This is a genomic window from Mucilaginibacter galii, from assembly GCF_014635825.1.
GTDB lineage: Bacteria > Bacteroidota > Bacteroidia > Sphingobacteriales > Sphingobacteriaceae > Mucilaginibacter > Mucilaginibacter galii.
In genome coordinates, this window is the sequence record NZ_BMDO01000002.1 from 342,482 (window position 1) to 361,819 (window position 19,338).

Consider the following 19,338-nt stretch of genomic DNA (forward strand, 5'->3'; position numbering starts at 1 on the left):
AATGATACTGCTGTCTGGGCTGAGCAGGCCATTTATGTAAAACAAACATAACTGTTATTGCGCTGGTTATGATACCATACTATTAGCCGAATGGAAAAGTATTGCACGCCGGAGTTTGAATTTAAAAAGGTGCTTATCCTTTCAAACGTAACCGTGTTTATTATTTGCGTGCTTATCACTTGGCCATCCATCATTTTATATGCTTTAAAGGGTTATCGTTATTTGGGCATAGGTGGTATGTCGTTACTCATGGGAGTTTTTTTCATGATATTTTCAGTTCTGTTTAACTACTTGTCTAAAACGGTAACCATCTACTTCGACAGAAAGCGGATGTATGTAAAGGACGGCGACAAAGAATACACAGGGTATTTGAAACGTGATATACTGGGCTTTTACAGTTATAACTACGATGAACGCAGCTCGTCATTTATTACAATTAAAATAATCTTCAAAAACGGAAAGGTGATCAACATCACGGATGCCAATATTTCCTCCAAAAAAGATGCTGACAAAGAATTGATGCTTAAGCAATTCTTATTAACTGCAAAAAGGCAACTTGAATTTACCTTCATTAAAAAGAACCGTCGGCGTTCACTGCTTAAAATAGGCGCACATTGGTACAGCAGAGATCCAAACGAAAAAGACTCGAACGCAAATGAGGCCGACATTGTTTAAAGTCGGCCTCATTTTTATAAGTTATGATTAAGTTTAGCTTATACTCCTACAGCCTCGCCCACCAAATTTTTAGCAACCAAATACTCAGCAATTTGAACAGCATTGGTAGCGGCACCTTTACGCAGGTTGTCAGATACTATCCAACAATTTAGCGTATTAGGCTGGGTTTCATCACGGCGCAGGCGGCCTACAAAAACGTCGTCTTTCTCGTGTGCTTCCAGAGGGGTAGGGTATTGCAGGTTGGCTACATCATCAATAACCACTACGCCAGGTGCTTTGCTCAGCAGGTCGCGCAGTTCGGTTAAATCAAAATCGTTTTCAAACTCTACGTTAACCGACTCCGAGTGGCCACCCATAACAGGGATACGCACGGTAGTAGCCGTAACACGGATGCTGTCGTCGCCCATGATCTTTTTGGTTTCCAGCACCATTTTCATTTCTTCCTTGGTGTAGCCGTTGTCCTGAAAAACATCAATATGCGGCAGTACATTCAGGTCAATTTTATACGGATAAGCCATAGGGCCTTCAATACCGTTACGCTCGTTAAACAGCTGGTCTACCGCCTTAACACCGGTACCAGTAACCGATTGGTAGGTAGATACCACTACGCGTTTAATTTTATATTTATCGTGCAGGGGCTTTAGAGCCACTACCATTTGTATAGTTGAACAGTTAGGGTTGGCAATAATTTTGTCTTCGGCAGTTAATACATTGGCGTTAACCTCGGGCACTACCAGTTTCTTGGTAGGGTCCATACGCCAGGCCGATGAATTATCGATCACGGTAACGCCAGCCTCGGCAAATAGCGGGGCCTGCTCTAATGAAGTGCTTCCACCGGCAGAGAAAAGTGCAATATCCGGCTTCTGCTTTATCGCATCCTCTACAGAAACCACCTTATACGGCTTACCCTTATAGATAACTTCCTTACCTACACTTTTTGCGGATGCCACGGGGATTAACTCTGTTACGGGAAAGTTGCGTTCTTCCAGAATCTGCAACATTTTAGTGCCTACCAAACCGGTAGCACCTACTACTGCGACTTTCATTGTCTTGATTTAAACTTTAAATAATTAATAAACGTTAATTTCAAAGATACACATTTTGAGCATTCAAAATGCCTTTAAATGCCTTGTAATAAGGTTTTGCATGCCGATGGTAGGTCGTTTTTAGCATGAATGCACAGAATTTTATTTCCTCTGATTTTAAATGGCTGCAATAATCACTTATCAACGGCGTGCTTTCGGTAATACACTTATGTATTTAAAACTATCTGAATAATGCGTTTAGCTGCATTTTTTTAACTTTGCAACATCCAAAATATTATTTGCATGAGCGAGAAGATTTTAGTGATTGGCGCTAACGGACAAATTGGTACCGAACTGGTAATTGCCTTACGAAATAAGTACGGTGCCGAACAGGTTATTGCTTCCGACATTAATAATCCGGCTTATGCTATCCGTAACAGTGGCCCTTTTGAGTTTGCCAACGTGCTGGATAAAGATACCCTGCACCACCTTTTTCATAAACATGAGCCTACCCAGGTTTACCTGCTGGCGGCCATGCTATCGGCCACGGGCGAGCAACGCCCTAAAATGGCCTGGGACCTGAATATGAACGGGCTGCTGCATGTGTTAGACCTGGCTGTTGAGTTTAAAACCGCCAAGGTTTTCTGGCCAAGCTCTATTGCCGTGTTCGGGCCAAATTCGCCTAAGCAAAATACACCGCAGTATTGTGTAATGGACCCTAATACGGTTTATGGATTTAGCAAACTGGCCGGTGAGCGTTGGTGCGAATACTACCATACCAAACACGGGCTGGATGTACGCAGTATACGCTACCCGGGCATTATTAGCTGGAAAGCGGCACCCGGCGGCGGCACTACCGATTATGCCATCCATATATTTTACGAAGCCTTAAAAACGGGCACTTATCAAAGCTTTTTATCGGCCAACACCATGCTGCCCATGATGTATATGGACGATGCCATCCGTGCAACGTTAAGCCTTATGGATGCGCCGACAGAAAATATCAGCATACGTTCGAGCTATAATTTGGGTGGGGTGAGTTTTACCCCTGATGAATTGGCAGCACAAATTAAAACACAAATGCCAGGCTTCACCATAAGTTACGCCGACAACGACCCACGGCAGGCCATTGCCGACAGCTGGCCGCAATCTATAGACTACACACAAGCCCACCAGGACTGGAACTGGATACCCGAATATGATTTACCGCGCATGACCGCAACCATGCTCGAAAATTTAAAGAATAGTTTAGTTTTGTAGTTGATTTTTAACGATTGTTACTGATGTCAGTCTGAGCCTGTCGAAGACTTAGCAAAGCGGCAATGCTTCGACAAGCTCAGCATGACAAATTACGTTAGCGGCAACACATATATAATAACCATTAACTAAATAACTACTCACTAAAAATGGGAAGAGCATTTGAGTTTCGTAAAGAAAGAAAATTTAAGCGTTGGGCCAAAATGGCCGTACAGTTTACCCGTTTAGGTAAAGAGATCGTAATGGCCGTTAAAGAAGGTGGCGGTCACCCCGAAACCAACTCGCGCCTGCGCACGGCTATGCAAAATGCCAAGGCGGTAAACATGCCTAAAGACCGTGTAGAAGCGGCCATTAAACGTGCTACAAGCAAAGACGAATCTAACTACGAAGAAATTGTATACGAAGGTTACGCCCCTCATGGTGTGGCTGTACTGGTAGAAACCGCTACCGATAATACCAACCGTACGGTAGCCAACGTGCGCAGTTACTTTACTAAAGTAGGCGGCACGTTGGGTAAAACAGGTTCACTGGATTTTATTTTCAGCCGTAAATCTGTTTTCCATTTTGAACCGGGCGAGCGCGATTTGGAAGAACTGGAGTTTGAACTGATAGACGCCGGACTGGAAGACCTTTTTGTGGAAACCAATGAAGAAGGTAAAGATATAGCCGTGGTGCATGCCGCGTTTGAAGATTTTGGTAAGATGCAGAAAACCTTGGAAGGTATGGGCATTGAACTTACCTCATCTAAATTAGAGCGGATTGCGTTATCAACCACCGAAATTAGCGAAGAAGCTGCTGTAGATGTACTTAAGCTTATTGATAAACTGGAAGAGGACGACGATGTTCAGGCGGTTTATCATAATATGGCGGAGTAAGACCTCTCCCAACCCTCTACAAAGGAGAGGGCTTTAAATAAACGACGTCATTGCGAGGTACGAAGCAATGACGGTTAGGTTGAGATTAAACCCTAAATCAAAGCATGCCATTATCCACGTCGCGTAAGCAGCAAGCCAATATTAAATTAGCCTTTCAGGATGATATGTTGCTGATTGAAAAACCTGATGGAAAGCAGCAGGCTTTTCCGCTGGCATTTTTCCCGGCATTGCTGAATGCCACCGCAGAGGAGAAGGAGGAATGGGAACTAACTACCACCGGTATTCGCTGGAAAAAACTAAATGTTGATATTAGCATTTAATTAATATGCTGTTCGAGGAGTTTTTTAAAAAGAAGAAAATCAACCTGGTTGCCTTGAACGAGGCCGATGCCATGTTGTTTGCCGAATTTAAAGACCACTATGAGCAAATGGGCGAAAAAAGTTTCGACCATACCAAAAAATACTGGTTCAATAAACTGCGCCGACAATTCCCCTTACCTGCCGAACCTAAGGTAGAGAAATTTAAAGCCGAGAATCAGATAGCCGAACAAACCGTTGCCGATACGCTTACCGAGCCTACCCCACGCGATTCGGCCCCCGATCTAAGCAAGGTTGAACCACCGGTAAATGAACAAGCTACTCCTGCGGCACCGGCACCCAAATTAGGATTTAAGCCTAAGTTTAAGACGACCGTTACGGCACAGCCCCCGGCTGATGCAACACCTGCACCTCCGGCCGATGCCACGCCTGTACCATCGGCCGAAGCGAATGAAGTGCCTGTCAGAGAACCCACCTCTGTAACGCCTAAAAAGCCTGGTTTCACCCCTCGCTTTAAAGCCGGTGTAACAGCTGCGGCTAAACCTGCTGAGGAAAGTACAGATGCACCCAAAGCCGAAGAAGCTATTGTTCAAAATATAGAAACTCCCGTTGATGAATCTGCCGCCGTTACGCCAACCAAAATGGGTTTCAAGCCGCGTTTTAAAGCGGGAGTAACATCGGCTGCCAAACCTGCGGAAGAAGTTACCGACGACATAAAACCTGATCTGCCAGTTACAGAAACTCCAGACCAACCTGCTGCAGAGACACCGGCATCCGCACCTGCTAAGATGGGTTTCATTCCGCGCTTCAAAGCAGGGATAACGCAAACAAAAACGGTAGAGGAAGCTGTAAAGCCTGTTGATGAGCCAGAGTCAAAGCCCGAAGTTACCGAACAAAAAGCTGAAGCAAATTACACGCTGCCTTCACCTGCAAAATTAGGATTTAAGCCAAGGTTTAAGGCCGGGGTTACCAACACAAAGCCGGCCGAAGAACAAGCAGAACCGCAAAAAGCCGAAGCAGCAAAAAAGACACTGGATGCACCCAGTGAGCCAACTTCAACTACTATAGAAACTGATGAGGAACCACCTGCTCATCCAAAACCTGCCTATAAGCCTCGCTTTACACCCAATATGGTTAAGCGTAAACCACCTGAAGAGGAATAATTTATTGAATAGCGGGCAATCTCATTCGTTACAGATATACCCCTAAAATAAAACACCCGTTTACTCAATTGTAAACGGGTGTTTTTATGATAATGCGTTTGTTATTAGGCCGCTTTCTTAGTTACTACAGTTTTCTTTACTTCTTTTTTACAGCAATGACCGGCACATTTCTTTTTGTCTTTATCATGAGCAAAAGATTGAGCAGCAGATAATGTCATGGCGGCAGCCAAAATGAATGCTAATTTTTTCATGGTTACAGGGTTTGGTGTGATTAACTCTTAACGGCTAATTCGGCCAGTATGGTACGTCCGCCTTTAACTTTATCGCCAAGGGCTACATTGATCTGCGTACCTACTGGTAAAAATATATCCACCCGCGAACCAAACTTAATAAAGCCAAATTGTGCGCCCTGCTCCACTTCCTGTCCTTCTTTTACATACCATACAATACGGCGGGCCAAGGCACCGGCAATCTGGCGAAACAATACGGTTACGCCTTCGGGGCTTTCAATAGCAATGGTAGTGCGCTCGTTTTCGGTAGATGATTTGGGGTGCCAGGCCACCAGGTATTTACCCGGATGATATTTAAAGTACTTAACGATACCGGCAATAGGGTTACGGTTTACGTGCACATTTACCGGCGACATAAACACCGATACCTGTATGCGTTTATCTTTAAGGTATTCGGTTTCCTCTACTTCTTCAATAACCACCACTTTACCATCGGCCGGGCATATTACATGCTGGTTGTGGGTAGTAATGGCAAACTTGGGGCTGCGGAAAAACTGAAGGATAACAATGAACAGGAAAAACGACAGTACATAAACAAACCATTTAAGTACCATTACATCGGGGTAAAAAAAGTGCACCAGCGCATTCAGTATAAAAATGAACAAAATGCAAAGTGCCATCGAAGTGTATCCTTCTTTATGAAAAGTCATAGTTTTATTATAAGGTTGCAAAAGTACTAATTAACTCAAATTGCTGAACAAAATAATTTATAAACAACCTCTGGTTCGTTAAAATATCAAGCAGCCCCAATAGCAGGGTTTAATTAAAAATAAGATATAAATACACAAAAACCACCGGGGCTGCCAACAGCAAGCCGTCGAACCGGTCTAACAAACCGCCGTGCCCGGGCAGTAATCCTCCCGAGTCTTTAATATTCAGGCTACGCTTAAACATCGATTCTACCAAATCGCCCAATGTGCCCACTGTGCCTATAATAACACCGATAGATACCCAGTTGCGCCACGGTAATTCATGAAAGTAAATACTGATAACATACCCTACAACTGCTGCAATGAGGATGCCGCCTATAAAGCCTTCCCAAGTTTTTTTGGGCGAATGCCGTTCAAAAAGCTTGGTGCGGCCAAACTGACGGCCAACCAGGTAAGCGCCTGTATCGTTAGCCCAAAGCATAAGCAAAAAGGCCATCGGGATGTGAAAGTTAAACGGTTCGTTGGTTACAAAGGCCAATGCATGGAAAAAGATAAACGGCACCACCGTAAATATAAGCCCTAAAAAGGTATACCCAATATTGGCAAATGGGTTGGCCGATGTTTTATACAACTCCAATACAAATACAGCCAGTAATGGTAAAGTAAGCAAAAATATGGCCTTGTGCATTAACAAGGTATCGAGGTAAAAAGAGGCGGCAAATGCTCCGTAAATAACTACGCCGTTCAGCATACCAACAGGCAGGTTGGGTTGCAATCCTGCTTTTTTTAATACGCCGTAAAACTCTTGCAGGCAAAGTAAACCCAGTAAGCCGTAAAATATGGAGAAAGTTGTTGAGCCGGCAAAAAAAGAGCCCAGCATTACCGCAACGAAGAATATTCCGGTTATAGCACGTGTTTTCATAAAGTGATCTGATTCATAACCATCAGTTCAATAGCACGGCTAAAGTCTTCCTGGTGAATGTAGACTTCAATATTGCCAAAGCTATGGTGAGATGATGCCTGCCGGTTAAGCAGCACAGCGCCGATCTCGTTCTCAATGAGAACCTGTTTGGTGATCTCGGCCTGATAGTAATTGTTAGAGGTAAAAATTTTAACCCAGTTTTTTTCCATTAATACTGTTGATGGTCTTTCTTTTGAAGTGCCGCCGTACGGAAACTCCAAAACAAAGCTACGGTAATTATGATACTTAAAACATACAAACTGTAATTAAACGAGTGGGCTTCGTCGGGGTTTATGTCAATTTTTTTGTGCTGATACAGGTAGGTAATTACCACGGCCGATGCATTGTTTAAAAAGTGTGCCCATACCGCCGGCCATATGCTGCCGCTCCAGGCCGCAAAATAGCCAAAGAATACGCCCAGCATTAGCCGGGGTAAAAAGCCAAAGAACTCCAGGTGAAAAGCACTGAAAAGTGCGGCCGTTATCCAAATGGCCACATGGGTATTTTTAGTCCAGCGTATAAAAATAGTTTGCATGCAGCCCCTGAAAATTAGTTCTTCGGCAATGGCGGTTATTAAACCTATCAATAAAACGGCTTTAAGCACATCTACCCAGTTGTTCATTTTTAACAAAGCAGCGGTTATCTTCTGTGCCGATTGTTCTGATGCACGCATCCAGTTTTCCAACCCTCTCAAAAAATCGGGTAATACCATTTTTTGATTTACCAGCACCAGTACTTCCATTATAGGTGTACTCATGACCATGATCGAGAAAACCATCATCAGCAAAACCAACGGGAAACGAATATTGGTTTTAAGGTAGGCATCCGGCTCTTTCATAACAAACCTGCCAAAAATAACGGGGATAATCAGTAACGGAACGGTCATGCTCATGATCTGCAATATCCACATAGCTTCAATGGCATCCGGCGAATTGAGTTGAGAGGCTTTAATTTGTTGTAAAACTACAGTGCCGTAGCGGGCAGTTATATAACCTCCGCCAACAATTCCGCCTAAAAATATGAGCGCTATGGTAATGCTTATTAAGGTGAGGAGCTGTAAAGGCGGCGAAAGTTCCCGCTTATATTGTGGTTTTTCGGTGATCATAGAGTTGTTGCAAATTTCGTATTTTTGCAGCGGTTAAAGATAAGCCATGGCTGTACAAATTGGAAATATAGATTTAGGGGAGTTCCCGCTTTTGCTGGCGCCGATGGAAGATGTGAGCGATCCGCCTTTCCGTTACGTGTGTAAGCAATACGGTGCAGATATGATGTACACCGAGTTCATCTCATCGGAAGGGTTGATACGCGATGCCGCTAAAAGTCGCGCTAAGCTCGATATATTTGAGTATGAGCGCCCTATAGGCATCCAGATATTCGGCAGCGATATTAACAGCATGCGTACCGCTACCGAAATTGCCACCCTGGCCGGTCCCGATTTAATGGACATTAATTACGGTTGCCCGGTTAAAAATGTAGCCTGCCGTGGCGCCGGTGCCAGTTTGTTGCAAGATATTGACAAGATGGTGGCCATGACCAAAGCCGTTGTAGAAGCCACCCACTTACCCGTTACGGTAAAAACCCGCTTAGGCTGGGACGATAACACCAAGAACGTTTACGAGGTGGCCGAACGCCTGCAGGATGTTGGCATTAAGGCGCTTACCATACATGGCCGTACGCGTGCTCAAATGTATAAAGGTGAGGCCGACTGGACGCTCATCCGCGAGATTAAGAAAAACCCGCGGGTGCAGATCCCTATTTTTGGTAACGGAGATATAGATTCGCCCGAAAAAGCGGCTAACTGGCGCCTGGAATACGGTACCGATGGAATGATGATAGGCCGTGCAGCTATTGGTTACCCGTGGATTTTCCGCGAGATCAAACATTTTTTTGCTACCGGCGAACACCGCGAAAAACCTACCATTGCCGAACGTATAGATGCCTGTAAAACCCACCTCGATAAATCAATAGAGTGGAAAGGGCCTAAAACCGGTATATTTGAAATGCGCCGTCATTATTCTAACTACTTTAAGGGGTTAGATAACTTTAAGGAGTTTAGGATGAGGATGGTATCTACAGAGAATATTGAGGAGCTGCACGAGATATTATGGCAGATCAATGAGAAATATTCTGAAGCAATGGCTTGATTATTGAACTAAGAGGGTGTAAATTTGAACTTATGGCAATTACTACTACCATTACTGATGGGGTTAAGATCTCGGTCGAAACCCAGTACCAGCCCGAATACTCAAATCCGGCAAGTGAGCATTACATGTTTGCTTACAAGATAAATATTGAGAATTTAGGCGACTACACTGTGCAGTTAATGCGCCGTCATTGGGATATTTTTGATTCTAACGGTACACGCCGCGAGGTAGAAGGCGAGGGCGTAGTAGGCCTGCAACCGGTTATAGAGCCCGGCGAATCGCACGAATATATATCAGGCTGTAATTTAAAAACAGATATGGGAAGCATGAAAGGTGAATACCAAATGCTGCGCCTGATAGATAATACCATGTTCGATGCAAATATTCCTGAATTTTACCTCATCGCTCCTTTTAAGCTTAATTAAGTTATAATAGTATTTAGTAAAAAGTCCCGGCAACACCGGGACTTTTTTATTTGAGCTTGGCCATCATAGTCTGCAGTAAACATAAACGGTAGAGTAGCGTTACTCCATTAATCACTTTATTATGCCACTTCCCCATCAGGTTATTATTAAAATATCCCGATTTCGTCTTTTGTTAGATGCCAGTGCCGCTTTATTAGTGCCGTTTGGTATCTATTCACTTTTCCACTGGGGAGGCTGGGTCAAATTCATGATGGCTCTGGTTTGTATTGCCATTGGACTACTTACTATTTTCGCCAACTTCCACGAACTGCTTAAATTTAATGCTCCTCAACTTATTATTAGTAAAGACGGTATGCAAACCAGCAACGGTGAATTTTACCCATGGTTGGCTATAAGTAATGAAAAAATTGTTGAACAAGCACAAGGCCGTTACCGCAGCTACTTTTTGTACTTTGAAACGGCCGATGCAAGCAGGCAAATTGACGTTACTTGGCTAACCGAAAGCCCCTCCAAAATTATAGCCCTTATAAAAGAGTTTAAGCAAGGCCAGTACTAAAGCTCATTCCATATTCAAAATTACCCTATCAGTGCTTTTATTGGCTTGATTAAATATTGCGCATAGAAGTTCTTAATAGTACCCGGCCGTTTTACAGCGCCTAAGCCTCCGAGGTACATTCCAGCTGCTTCCATTTTAATGAAATACTTTTTGGAGGTTTGTTTGCCAATTTTTACCGTTTTGGTTTGGTAACCAATGTGCCTTACTTCGAAAGACGGCGTAACTGCCGGTACACTCAGCCTGAAGTTGCCCGCAGCATCGGTAATAACAGATTGTTTATTGGCTACAATGGTAACCTCCGCAAGCGGTTTACCTTGTTCATCTACCACCTTGCCGGTAATTACTGTACTTTTATTCACCGGGCTTTCTACCATTACTTCACCTACGGTAATTTGATCATACTGGCTTTGCACAGTTTTGGCTTTACTAACCGGAGCCTGCGCTTTAACCTGCTGCACAAATGAAAAGAGGGCCAGGGCAAGCATTAACCGTTTCCATAAACCGGCTTTAGGCAATTGCGGTGTACTAAGCTCTGCATTTACCGCCGCAAACTGCCCGGTATAAATGCGGCCGCATGTATTGTTGCCAGAAGCGGATAAGTGATCAATGATCTGCTGGTTGGTCATGCTGGTAAAGTCGATGACGTTTTTGCTGCAACTGCTACAAAAACGGCCATTTTCTGTGGCGCTCATGCCGGCCCAAGATTCGTGGCAAGGCTGCGGTTGTGTAATCTGGGTGATGGTTTGCATAATGTTATGTGTTGTTGGTTATGCATAGGATGCATGCTCATCGACTATTCCATAAAAAAACCTGAAAAATAATTGTCCTGTAAACAGCAGGCTTAACAGGGGCGAAAAGCATAAAATATACAGGTCTATTGTTTTATTGCAGGAAGAACTTACCCGACTGGAGCTGAATAGGCCTAACGGCAGTATTACCACACACTAACCATATTTTCAGTGGGTTAGCTTGCGTTATTGCGGCAAAATTTCATAAGTTTGATATACCAAAAATCTACTTTATGAAAAATGATGAATACGTTTCGAGACGTGGCTTTATACGCACAGCGGCCATAGGTGCGGGTGCCTTAACGCTGAGTACATGGCTGCCGGCCTATGCCCAAACCAAGCCCGGCAAAAAACTGGGTATTGCGCTGGTGGGCTTAGGTGGCTACAGCAGCGGACAATTAGCGCCTGCCCTGCAGCAAGCACAGCACTGTTACCTGGCCGGCATTGTAACCGGTACGCCTGCCAAAGCAACCGAGTGGGCGCAGAAGTATAATATTCCTCAAAAAAATATTTATAACTATGAAAATTTCGATAGCATAAAGAATAACCCAGATATTGATATTGTGTACGTGGTGCTGCCGGTATCCATGCATAAAGAATACACCATCAGGGCAGCGCAGGCTGGTAAGCATGTCATTTGCGAAAAACCCATGGCCCTTAACGTGGCCGATTGCCAGGAAATGATCAATGCTTGTAAAAAGGCCAACCGTATGCTCTCCATTGGTTACCGCCTGCATTTTGACCCCTACCACCAGGAAGTTATGCGCTTAGGACAGAAGCAGGTATTAGGTGCGTTAACCGCATTTGAGGCGGCCAACGGCTTTAAGTGGGGTAATGGTAACTTTGATGCCTGGCGCCTCAAAAAAGCCATGGCCGGCGGTGGCGGTTTAATGGATATGGGCGTTTACACCATACAGGCTGCCCGCTACACCACGGGTAAAGAGCCCATTGCTGTAACCGCACGGCAGGAGAAACTACGCCCCGATGTTTTTAAAGAAGTAGACGAAACGGTATACTTCGAGCTTGAGTTTCCGGATGGTTTAAAGGCCAAATGCCAAAGCAGTTATAACAATAACTGGAGCAGCCTAAAAGCCACCACACAAAAGGGTAGCTTCGGGCTCGATCCGGGTTTTCCGTACAATGGTATCAAAGGTCAATCTACATTAGGCCCCATCAGCTATCCTCCTATGAACCAGCAGGCCGCCCAAATGGACGATTTTGCGCAGTGCGTGAACTCTGGTAAAGCTACCCGCGTACCCGGCGAAGAAGGACTAAAAGATATGAAAGTGGTAGAAGCTATATACCGTAGCTTGGCTAATGGCGGGAAAAGGGAACTGGTTTAATCCGGTATCTGCTTAAACTTTTTGTTGAGTAAACTTTAAGAAATTTATTTATCTTGGTAAAAATGTAACACCCTTGAGGCCAATAATTTATCAGCCACACCCTGCATTGAGCGGCTTTATTAGCCACATTATGGTCATGGAAGCTACGTTTCGGCCAGAGTTGGATCACTTGGTATTTCCGTTTCCGCCTACACCCCAGCACAGCATACATTTTTACCCGCGCGACCCTATGCAAACGCAAAGGGTGAACAGTATTTTTGAGCAAACACCCGATTGCATTGTGATTGGTCCGCAGGTTACCAAAGTAAATCTCAAAATGGGATCGAACCATTGCATCGTCTCCGTAGTTTTCCATCCGGGAGGGCTGCACCGCCTGCTTAAAATGCCCATGCACGAGTTGTTTGATCAGGCTTATGAAGCCACCTGGCTTCTGGGCAGCGGACTAAGCGAGGTGAACTATAAACTGCGTGAGGCCAAGCAGCCCTTGGAAATGAAGACCATTGTAGATGAATATTTCCTTACCAAAATAGTTGCCTCCCCGGTTGCCGCTTTTGATATGGCCCTTAAACAAATGGTTAAAAGCGACGGCCTGTTGCCGATAGAACTGGCCGCTTCGCTGGCTTGTTTAAGCTTACGGCAGTTTGAACGAAAGTTTAAAGAAACAATGGGCTATTCGCCCAAAGTGTTCTCCAGATTGATCAGGTTCTCAAAAGCTTACCGTTTAAAAGAGAGGCAACCCCATTTAAGCTGGACAGTTATTGCTCACACCTGTGGTTATTTTGACCAGATGCATCTCATCCGCGATTTTAAAGAATTTACAGATGCTGTACCGGGTACTATTGCCCTCGAAATTAATAGTGTACCCATGGGTTTACAGGCCGGAATGAAGTTTTAAGATGTCGCTTTTGTACTATCGCGCCCGTTACACGCAAGGTAGTTTTGGTGCTATAAAACAAAGCACCATGAAAAAAAGCATTATTATCTCATTAGCAGCCCTGCTATTCACTTTTAGCGGTTGGGCGCAAAACCGTAAGCAAGATGCTCAGGCCATTGAAAAGCAGGTAGATGCTATGGTAATTAGTTGGAACAACCACGATCACAGCGATATGAAAAACTATACCACCCCCGATTGTGATTGGGTGAACATAGTAGGCATGTGGTGGAAAAACCGGAAAGAAGTTGAATTTAGCACGCAGTTTTACCACGATAGGATGTTTAAAAACACACCGATGAAAAAAAAGAATGTGGCAATTCGCTTTATAAGCCCTACGGTAGCCTTAGTGCATTTCACCAGCCATATAGGATCTTTTACCACCCCCGATGGGCATGCAATGCCCGAAGGTGACAACCTGGCCTTACTGGTATATGTAAAGCAAAACGGAAAATGGTTAATGACCGCCGGCGAAAATGTGGTGGTTGACCCGTTTGCCCAAAAGAATGCCCCGGCTAAATTTATGCCTAAGTAGGTAATACAATCGGCAGTTATTGGAAGAGGCCTAACTAAAAAAGCTCCGTTGCATATGCAAACGGAGCTTTTTGGTATCAAGAAATTAATCTCTGCGGCTGTTAAGCAATTGCAGGTAGTACAGCAATGTAGCCAGCGAGCCCAATGCGGCAACCACGTAAGTCATAGCGGCCCACCAAAGGGCATCTTTGGCCTCATCACGTTCCTGGCGGGTTTGCATAACGCTGTAATTATTATCTAACCAGGCCAGGGCACGCCTGCTGGCATCAAATTCAACAGGCAGGGTAACAAAGCTAAACGCAGTAATTATCCCTAGAGCTATAACGCCAATAAACAACACGGTTGGGCTATGGCTGAAGAATAACAGCATAACGCCAATCATTAAAGTCCACTGCACCAGTGTAGAAGCAGTTTGCACCACAGGCACCATAGCCGAGCGGAACGTTAGCCAACTATAAGCCTTGGCATGTTGCACGGCATGGCCACACTCGTGTGCCGCTACTGCGGCCGCAGCCACACTGCGGCTATGGTAAACATCGGGACTTAAATTTACGGTTCGGTTCTCGGGGTTATAATGGTCGGTTAACTGGCCTTCCACCGAGATAACCTGCACATTGGATATACCATAATCACGCAGCATACGCTGGGCAACCTCCGCACCTGACAATCCCGACGATAGACCTATTTCGGCATACTGCTTAAACTTGCTTTTAAAGCGCCACTGCACCACAAAGCTTACCAAGGCAATACCGATCATGAGGAGCCACGCTGAGTTGAAGCCGTCTCCGCCTATGTAACCTAATATCATGAGTATGTTGTTCATCTTAATTGCTATTTTAAGAAGTTGAGCAAAAAGTATTCCGCTGTGGTTTGGTGCGTGTTACGGTTAATTTTTAGATATTCTTTAATGGTATCAATGTCATTTGTGCAGTAAAGGTGTTAAATTGACATCAGGATATGATAAGCATAGCAGTTTGCAGTATTATAATATTGCGTTAGGCTTACCGGGTATTAACGTTAGATTTTTACGGCTGATAAATACTTATTACCCGGGATATATTATGGTGTTATGAGCATGAACTGGCGTAGGCTAATGCTGTTGGCGAGTTTAAGGTAATGCTGTCTTTTGCACTGCCGCTGAATAGCCAATGTTTGAGTAGCCGGGGTTGTTAAAACAGGGGCACCAATCTTTCTAAGGCCATACCGCGCGATCCTTTTATTAAAACCGTAGCATGGTGTACCGGCCTGGCTTTAATGCTGTTCATGGCCTCTTCGGCCGTTGGATAAAATGTGCCCTTAAAATTGGCTTGCTGCCTGTAAAACTCTGCCCCCACAAAAATATGCTGGTCGGCTGGTACGGCCAAGGCGGCTTCAATTACGGCTTTATGTTCGGCCGCAGCTTCGGCACCCATTTCAAACATGTCGCCCAGTATCATCACTTTATGTTCGGCCTGCATCTTGTTCAGATTAGCAATAGCCACGATCATGCTGCTGGGGTTGGCATTGTAATAATCGCAAATGAGCGTGTTGGTTGCCGTTTTTACAATTTGCGAACGGTTATTTTGCGGTTGATAACCTTCAATGCCGGCATTGATTTCAACAGGACTCAGCTTAAAATAATGGCCTATGCAAATAGCAGCCAGTATGTTGGGCAGGTTGTACTCGCCGGTTAAATGTGAGTTTACCTCGTAGGATGGGGCTTCTTTTTCTTTTACCATCCACTGTATAGCCAGGTAAGGCGTGTTTTGCAGCAAGTTGCCGTCAATGGTGTTTAAGAAAGACTGCTTACCGTAATAGATCACATTTTCGAGGTTGCGGCTTTCCTGCATAATTAACAGATCGTTACTGTCGGAGTTTACAAACGCAATCCCGCCGTTGGCTTTCAGGTAATCATATAATTCGCCCTTGCCCTTTTTTACACCCTCTACACCGCCAAAACCTTCTAAATGTGCCTTGCCAACATTGGTAATTAATCCGTGGGTAGGCTGGGCAATGGTGCATAGTAATTCAATTTCTTTTTGATGATTGGCGCCCATTTCAATTACCGCTATTTGGTGCGAGCTGTTGATAGAAAGCATGGTTAATGGGACGCCGATGTGGTTGTTCAAATTTCCTGCGGTAGCCAGTGTATTAAATTGCTGCGACAGCACAGCATTAATGAGTTCTTTAGTAGTGGTTTTTCCATTGGTACCGGTTAAACCAATTACGGGTATTTGTAACTGCTTGCGGTGGTAACGGGCCAAATCCTGAAGGGTGCTCAATACGTCATCTACCAGGATGGTTTTTTCGGACGTGCGATAGGCCGCATCATCAATGATGGCATAGGCCGCACCTGCTTCAAGCGCTTGAGCGGCAAAGGTATTGGCATCAAACTTATCGCCCTTTAAAGCAAAAAATAAACTTCCCAGCGCAATTTTGCGGGTATCAGTGCTGATTACGGGATGCTGTAAATAAAGGTCGTATAGTTGTTCAATGGCCATGCACAAATATAAAAGAGTTTGACGTAATGAAGTTACGGGATACGTTCAAAATTGCTGCCCTATGTTGTCATTTCGAACGATAGTGAGAAATACTGTTCGAGAAGTCAGTGCGTTTTGAACTTTAGTGTTGTGCTGAAGAACTTACTTTGTCTCCTCTTGGCCGGAGAGGCCCATTACTTTTGGCATAGCCCCAAAAGTAACAAAAACGCCTATCCATCGCAATCCCTGCCACTACACAAGGCCAACTCCCGGCCGGGTGCGCTGGCAGGCCCCCGCTTTTTAATTTCAGTATTGTTTTGAGTAAAATTTCAAAGCCCTGTCCTTTGGGGAGGGTTGGGAGGGGTTACCGATGCGCCAAAATTAACCACAGTTGCTTAACCACATGGTAAGCTGCCAACCCGAAAAACAGCACGGCAATACCGGTATTGATCATCTGTGTGCTTAACGCAAATTTGCCTTGAATATAGGTGGCCGATTTGGCGTAGGCGTATAAACACAAAAACGAACCGGCTGCCGATCCTAAGCTGAATATCACCAGAGGAAACAGTCCGGGTTGTATCCACTCATGGGCCAGCAGGTAGGTGCCGGCTATCATCCAGAAAATAATTTGCATTGGATTCACAATGGCCAGGATGATGCCATAACGGATGCTTTCTTTATCGGAGTAGGTTGATTTAGGGGCTTTTTTGCGGTTAAGCCAGGTAATGGTTCCCAGCGTACCAAAAAGCACCACCATGATCCAGTCTATAATGGTTTCTACATGCGGCTGCTCTGATAACCATTTGGCTGCCTGCATAAAAAAGAAGGTAAATACAAACTCTACGCAAGAAAAAGCCATGATAAAGCGCAAGGCCTGCCGCATGCCCCGGTTAATAGCTAAGGTGGTTAAGGTAAGGTTGATATTACCCGGAGGTATATAACCTATAAAGTTGACAATCAGCCCCAGGAAAAAGGTTAGGAAAATCATGGACCCAAAAGTAATCCGTTTTTTGAGATTTGTACGACCATTTTATTTGAGTAAGCACCGAATTTAAACTTTCTTTGCATTTCGTAAGATAGAATACTGAATGCCTGCTCCAAAGATCATATCCCTGCTGCCCTCTGCCACCGAAATTGTTTGTGCCTTAGGGTTAGAAAGCCAATTAGTTGGCCGCTCGCATGAGTGCGATTATCCTGAAACGGTAAAGCAGCTGCCCGTGTGTTCATACGACCGTATAGGCGCCGGTTTAAGCAGCTTGGCTATAGACCAACAAGTGAAGCGATTATTGACCAACGCTATTTCGGTATACGAGGTAAATACCGAACTTATGAAGCAGTTAGCACCGGATGTGGTTATTACGCAAGACCAGTGTGCGGCCTGCGCCGTATCGCTGCCCGAGGTAGAACAGGCCTTGGCTAATGAGTTGGAGAAACCTGCCCATATTGTTTCCTTACAGCCCGATAGTTTGGCCGACATATTTGATAGCATACAACAGGTGGCCAGTGCATTAAATGTTGTGCCTGCAGGTAATGCATTGCTGGAAGATTTACAGGAACGCGTTGACCTCATACAGCACAAGCTCAAATTTGTAGAGAACAAACCCACCGTAGCCTGCATAGAGTGGCTGGAACCGCTCATGGTATCGGGCAACTGGGTGCCCGAGTTAGTGCAGATAGCAGGCGGTACACCCGTACTGGCCGAAGCCGGCATGCATTCGCCCTATGTAGAGTGGGTAGATTTGCGCCTGCAAGACCCTGAAATTATTGTAGTAATGGCCTGCGGCTTTTCTATAGAGCGCACGTTGAAAGAGATTGACGTATTGCTGCAACTGCCCGGCTTTGCCGATTTGCAGGCCATTAAAAATAAACGTTTTTACATTGCCGACGGTAACCAATACTTTAACCGCCCCGGCCCACGTATAGTAGATTCAATTGAAATTTTAGCTGAGATCATTTACCCTAAGCAATTTATTTTTGGCTACGAGGGCGAAGGGTGGATAAAGTTTGAAGTGTAGTTTAATGAGTTTTGCGTTTGCCTTCATTATAGCGGCCACGGTAGGCCATTAATAAGTGATCTAAATTTTCATGGTTAATAGCATAGTGGCCTATGTCTATCCTTGTTGAACCACCTGCATAATTGTAACGCAATATCCAGCCCATATCGCGCCTGTTTCCGGGGGTTAAATGCTCGTTGAATATAACGTCCCAACTTTGCAGGCCATCTTTAATGGTTTCGATGCCTTTATTACTCAAAATCATTTGTGGCTTATGTTGAATAACATCTCTGATCATTGTAAATAGGAGATAGAGCATCCAAACCATTATACCTATGCCGGGTAAGGCCACCCACTTATCCATCCGTGGGTTGAAAGCGGCCTGCGTAATAAAAAAGCCAATTCCACCTATAACCAGGAAGAATATTATATTCAATAACCTAACGGCAGTAGAATAGTAAACTACGGTTTCGGCCGGTACCTCAACATCATCTTCAAAAACATCGGTTCTTTTAAATTTGCTTTGCAGCTTGGCCCACTGCTCGCGCTCGGTTTTTGTTTGAATAGTTATCCTATCTAAAAAGCTGCCATAGTTTGCATATAAGGCAGCACGCCTTGCAAAGTGTTTAAGCTCGTGTACGTTGTTAACATTGTTGAACGCCCATAATTTCCAGCGGGTAGTGCGCCTGCTCCAAAACCAAAACGGGAGTAAGTTAAAGGGGATGAATGTAACTATCCAGAACAAGCCAAACTTGGAAACAAAGCCAGCATCTTTCAGAGTAGCGTTACTCAAAATGGTAAAAAACATCCACCCTATAAATACGAAAAGGATTAGCCCGAAGGTAAAAAGGATGCGCGGAAAAAGCAGTGTGCTTTTACCTTTACGCACAACTTCCATTACTGATAAATTGTTGCTGTTTTCCTGAATTAAGGGCATTTATAATTGCGTAA

The 19,338-nt window shown here is 44.6% G+C and carries 23 protein-coding genes; 12 read left to right on the plus strand and 11 right to left on the minus strand.

What is annotated here, in order from left to right:
* Positions 1–90: 90 nt before the first annotated feature.
* Positions 91–675 (plus strand): PH domain-containing protein, encoded by a 585-nt coding sequence (locus IEV61_RS06540; protein WP_188414911.1) that lies wholly within the window; start codon positions 91–93, stop codon positions 673–675.
* Positions 676–713: 38 nt separating this feature from the next.
* Here IEV61_RS06540 and IEV61_RS06545 read toward each other — a convergent pair whose 3' ends face one another.
* On the minus strand, positions 714–1,721 hold the full coding sequence (locus IEV61_RS06545; protein ID WP_188414913.1) for an aspartate-semialdehyde dehydrogenase: 1,008 nt from the start codon (positions 1,719–1,721) through the stop codon (positions 714–716).
* Positions 1,722–2,003: 282 nt separating this feature from the next.
* On the opposite strand from IEV61_RS06545, the gene IEV61_RS06550 reads away from it, so the two are divergent.
* From IEV61_RS06550 to IEV61_RS06565, 4 genes are all read left to right on the plus strand, one after another.
* Positions 2,004–2,960, plus strand: a complete 957-nt coding sequence (locus tag IEV61_RS06550) for an NAD-dependent epimerase/dehydratase family protein (RefSeq protein ID WP_188414915.1) — start codon at positions 2,004–2,006, stop codon at positions 2,958–2,960.
* A gap of 146 nt (positions 2,961–3,106) precedes the next feature.
* Positions 3,107–3,832: a YebC/PmpR family DNA-binding transcriptional regulator gene (locus IEV61_RS06555; protein ID WP_188414917.1), complete on the plus strand. Its 726-nt coding sequence runs from the start codon at positions 3,107–3,109 to the stop codon at positions 3,830–3,832.
* Positions 3,833–3,936: 104 nt separating this feature from the next.
* Positions 3,937–4,152 carry a DUF2442 domain-containing protein gene (locus IEV61_RS06560; RefSeq protein WP_188414919.1) on the plus strand — a complete coding sequence of 72 codons (216 nt, stop codon included), beginning with the start codon at positions 3,937–3,939 and terminating at the stop codon, positions 4,150–4,152.
* Between the two features lie 5 nt (positions 4,153–4,157).
* Complete coding sequence (locus IEV61_RS06565; protein ID WP_188414921.1) at positions 4,158–5,312, plus strand: hypothetical protein; 1,155 nt, start codon at positions 4,158–4,160, stop codon at positions 5,310–5,312.
* A 104-nt stretch (positions 5,313–5,416) separates the two neighbouring features.
* On the opposite strand, the gene IEV61_RS06570 is transcribed toward IEV61_RS06565, so the two are convergent.
* The 5 genes from IEV61_RS06570 to IEV61_RS06590 all read right to left on the minus strand — a co-directional run bounded on the left by IEV61_RS06570 (position 5,417) and on the right by IEV61_RS06590 (position 8,318).
* Positions 5,417–5,563, minus strand: a complete 147-nt coding sequence (locus tag IEV61_RS06570; RefSeq protein ID WP_188414923.1) for a hypothetical protein — start codon at positions 5,561–5,563, stop codon at positions 5,417–5,419.
* Positions 5,564–5,583: 20 nt separating this feature from the next.
* Positions 5,584–6,252 (minus strand): phosphatidylserine decarboxylase family protein, encoded by a 669-nt coding sequence (locus tag IEV61_RS06575; RefSeq protein ID WP_188414925.1) that lies wholly within the window; start codon positions 6,250–6,252, stop codon positions 5,584–5,586.
* Positions 6,253–6,361: 109 nt separating this feature from the next.
* Positions 6,362–7,174, minus strand: a complete 813-nt coding sequence (locus IEV61_RS06580; RefSeq protein WP_188414927.1) for a phosphatidate cytidylyltransferase — start codon at positions 7,172–7,174, stop codon at positions 6,362–6,364.
* A complete protein-coding gene (locus IEV61_RS06585; protein ID WP_188414929.1) occupies positions 7,171–7,383 on the minus strand; it encodes a putative signal transducing protein in 213 nt (70 codons plus the stop codon). Before IEV61_RS06585 ends, IEV61_RS06580 begins: the two co-directional genes overlap by 4 nt.
* Positions 7,383–8,318, minus strand: a complete 936-nt coding sequence (locus IEV61_RS06590) for a CPBP family intramembrane glutamic endopeptidase (protein WP_188414931.1) — start codon at positions 8,316–8,318, stop codon at positions 7,383–7,385. Before IEV61_RS06590 ends, IEV61_RS06585 begins: the two co-directional genes overlap by 1 nt.
* Before the next feature lie 46 nt (positions 8,319–8,364).
* Here IEV61_RS06590 and dusB point away from each other — a divergent pair, with 46 nt between their 5' ends.
* From dusB to IEV61_RS06605, 3 genes are all read left to right on the plus strand, one after another.
* A complete protein-coding gene (dusB, locus tag IEV61_RS06595; RefSeq protein WP_188414933.1) occupies positions 8,365–9,357 on the plus strand; it encodes a tRNA dihydrouridine synthase DusB in 993 nt (330 codons plus the stop codon).
* 32 nt (positions 9,358–9,389) lie between these two features.
* The gene (gene apaG, locus IEV61_RS06600) at positions 9,390–9,782 is read left to right on the plus strand and encodes a Co2+/Mg2+ efflux facilitator ApaG/CorD (RefSeq protein WP_373867826.1); all 393 of its coding nucleotides are present in this window, start codon (positions 9,390–9,392) and stop codon (positions 9,780–9,782) included.
* Positions 9,783–9,903: 121 nt separating this feature from the next.
* Complete coding sequence (locus tag IEV61_RS06605; protein ID WP_188414935.1) at positions 9,904–10,338, plus strand: hypothetical protein; 435 nt, start codon at positions 9,904–9,906, stop codon at positions 10,336–10,338.
* Between the two features lie 20 nt (positions 10,339–10,358).
* On the opposite strand, the gene IEV61_RS06610 is transcribed toward IEV61_RS06605, so the two are convergent.
* Positions 10,359–11,087: a carboxypeptidase regulatory-like domain-containing protein gene (locus tag IEV61_RS06610; protein WP_188414937.1), complete on the minus strand. Its 729-nt coding sequence runs from the start codon at positions 11,085–11,087 to the stop codon at positions 10,359–10,361.
* A gap of 272 nt (positions 11,088–11,359) precedes the next feature.
* Here IEV61_RS06610 and IEV61_RS06615 point away from each other — a divergent pair, with 272 nt between their 5' ends.
* The 3 genes from IEV61_RS06615 (at position 11,360) to IEV61_RS06625 (ending at position 13,935) form a co-directional block, all read left to right on the plus strand.
* On the plus strand, positions 11,360–12,469 hold the full coding sequence (locus IEV61_RS06615; RefSeq protein WP_188414939.1) for a Gfo/Idh/MocA family protein: 1,110 nt from the start codon (positions 11,360–11,362) through the stop codon (positions 12,467–12,469).
* Between the two features lie 73 nt (positions 12,470–12,542).
* On the plus strand, positions 12,543–13,364 hold the full coding sequence (locus IEV61_RS06620; protein WP_308472320.1) for an AraC family transcriptional regulator: 822 nt from the start codon (positions 12,543–12,545) through the stop codon (positions 13,362–13,364).
* A 67-nt stretch (positions 13,365–13,431) separates the two neighbouring features.
* Positions 13,432–13,935 carry an SgcJ/EcaC family oxidoreductase gene (locus IEV61_RS06625; protein ID WP_188414943.1) on the plus strand — a complete coding sequence of 168 codons (504 nt, stop codon included), beginning with the start codon at positions 13,432–13,434 and terminating at the stop codon, positions 13,933–13,935.
* Positions 13,936–14,019: 84 nt separating this feature from the next.
* On the opposite strand, the gene IEV61_RS06630 is transcribed toward IEV61_RS06625, so the two are convergent.
* The 3 genes from IEV61_RS06630 to IEV61_RS06640 form a co-directional block, all read right to left on the minus strand.
* Complete coding sequence (locus tag IEV61_RS06630) at positions 14,020–14,757, minus strand: zinc metallopeptidase (RefSeq protein ID WP_188414945.1); 738 nt, start codon at positions 14,755–14,757, stop codon at positions 14,020–14,022.
* Positions 14,758–15,103: 346 nt separating this feature from the next.
* Positions 15,104–16,414, minus strand: coding sequence for a UDP-N-acetylmuramoyl-tripeptide--D-alanyl-D-alanine ligase (locus IEV61_RS06635; RefSeq protein WP_188414947.1), 1,311 nt, complete (start codon positions 16,412–16,414; stop codon positions 15,104–15,106).
* A gap of 343 nt (positions 16,415–16,757) precedes the next feature.
* Positions 16,758–17,381: a LysE family translocator gene (locus IEV61_RS06640; protein WP_188414948.1), complete on the minus strand. Its 624-nt coding sequence runs from the start codon at positions 17,379–17,381 to the stop codon at positions 16,758–16,760.
* A 100-nt stretch (positions 17,382–17,481) separates the two neighbouring features.
* Here IEV61_RS06640 and IEV61_RS06645 point away from each other — a divergent pair, with 100 nt between their 5' ends.
* On the plus strand, positions 17,482–18,408 hold the full coding sequence (locus IEV61_RS06645) for a cobalamin-binding protein (RefSeq protein WP_188414950.1): 927 nt from the start codon (positions 17,482–17,484) through the stop codon (positions 18,406–18,408).
* A gap of 1 nt (position 18,409) precedes the next feature.
* On the opposite strand, the gene IEV61_RS06650 is transcribed toward IEV61_RS06645, so the two are convergent.
* The gene (locus tag IEV61_RS06650; RefSeq protein ID WP_188414952.1) at positions 18,410–19,324 is read right to left on the minus strand and encodes a hypothetical protein; all 915 of its coding nucleotides are present in this window, start codon (positions 19,322–19,324) and stop codon (positions 18,410–18,412) included.
* Positions 19,325–19,338 lie beyond the last annotated feature (14 nt).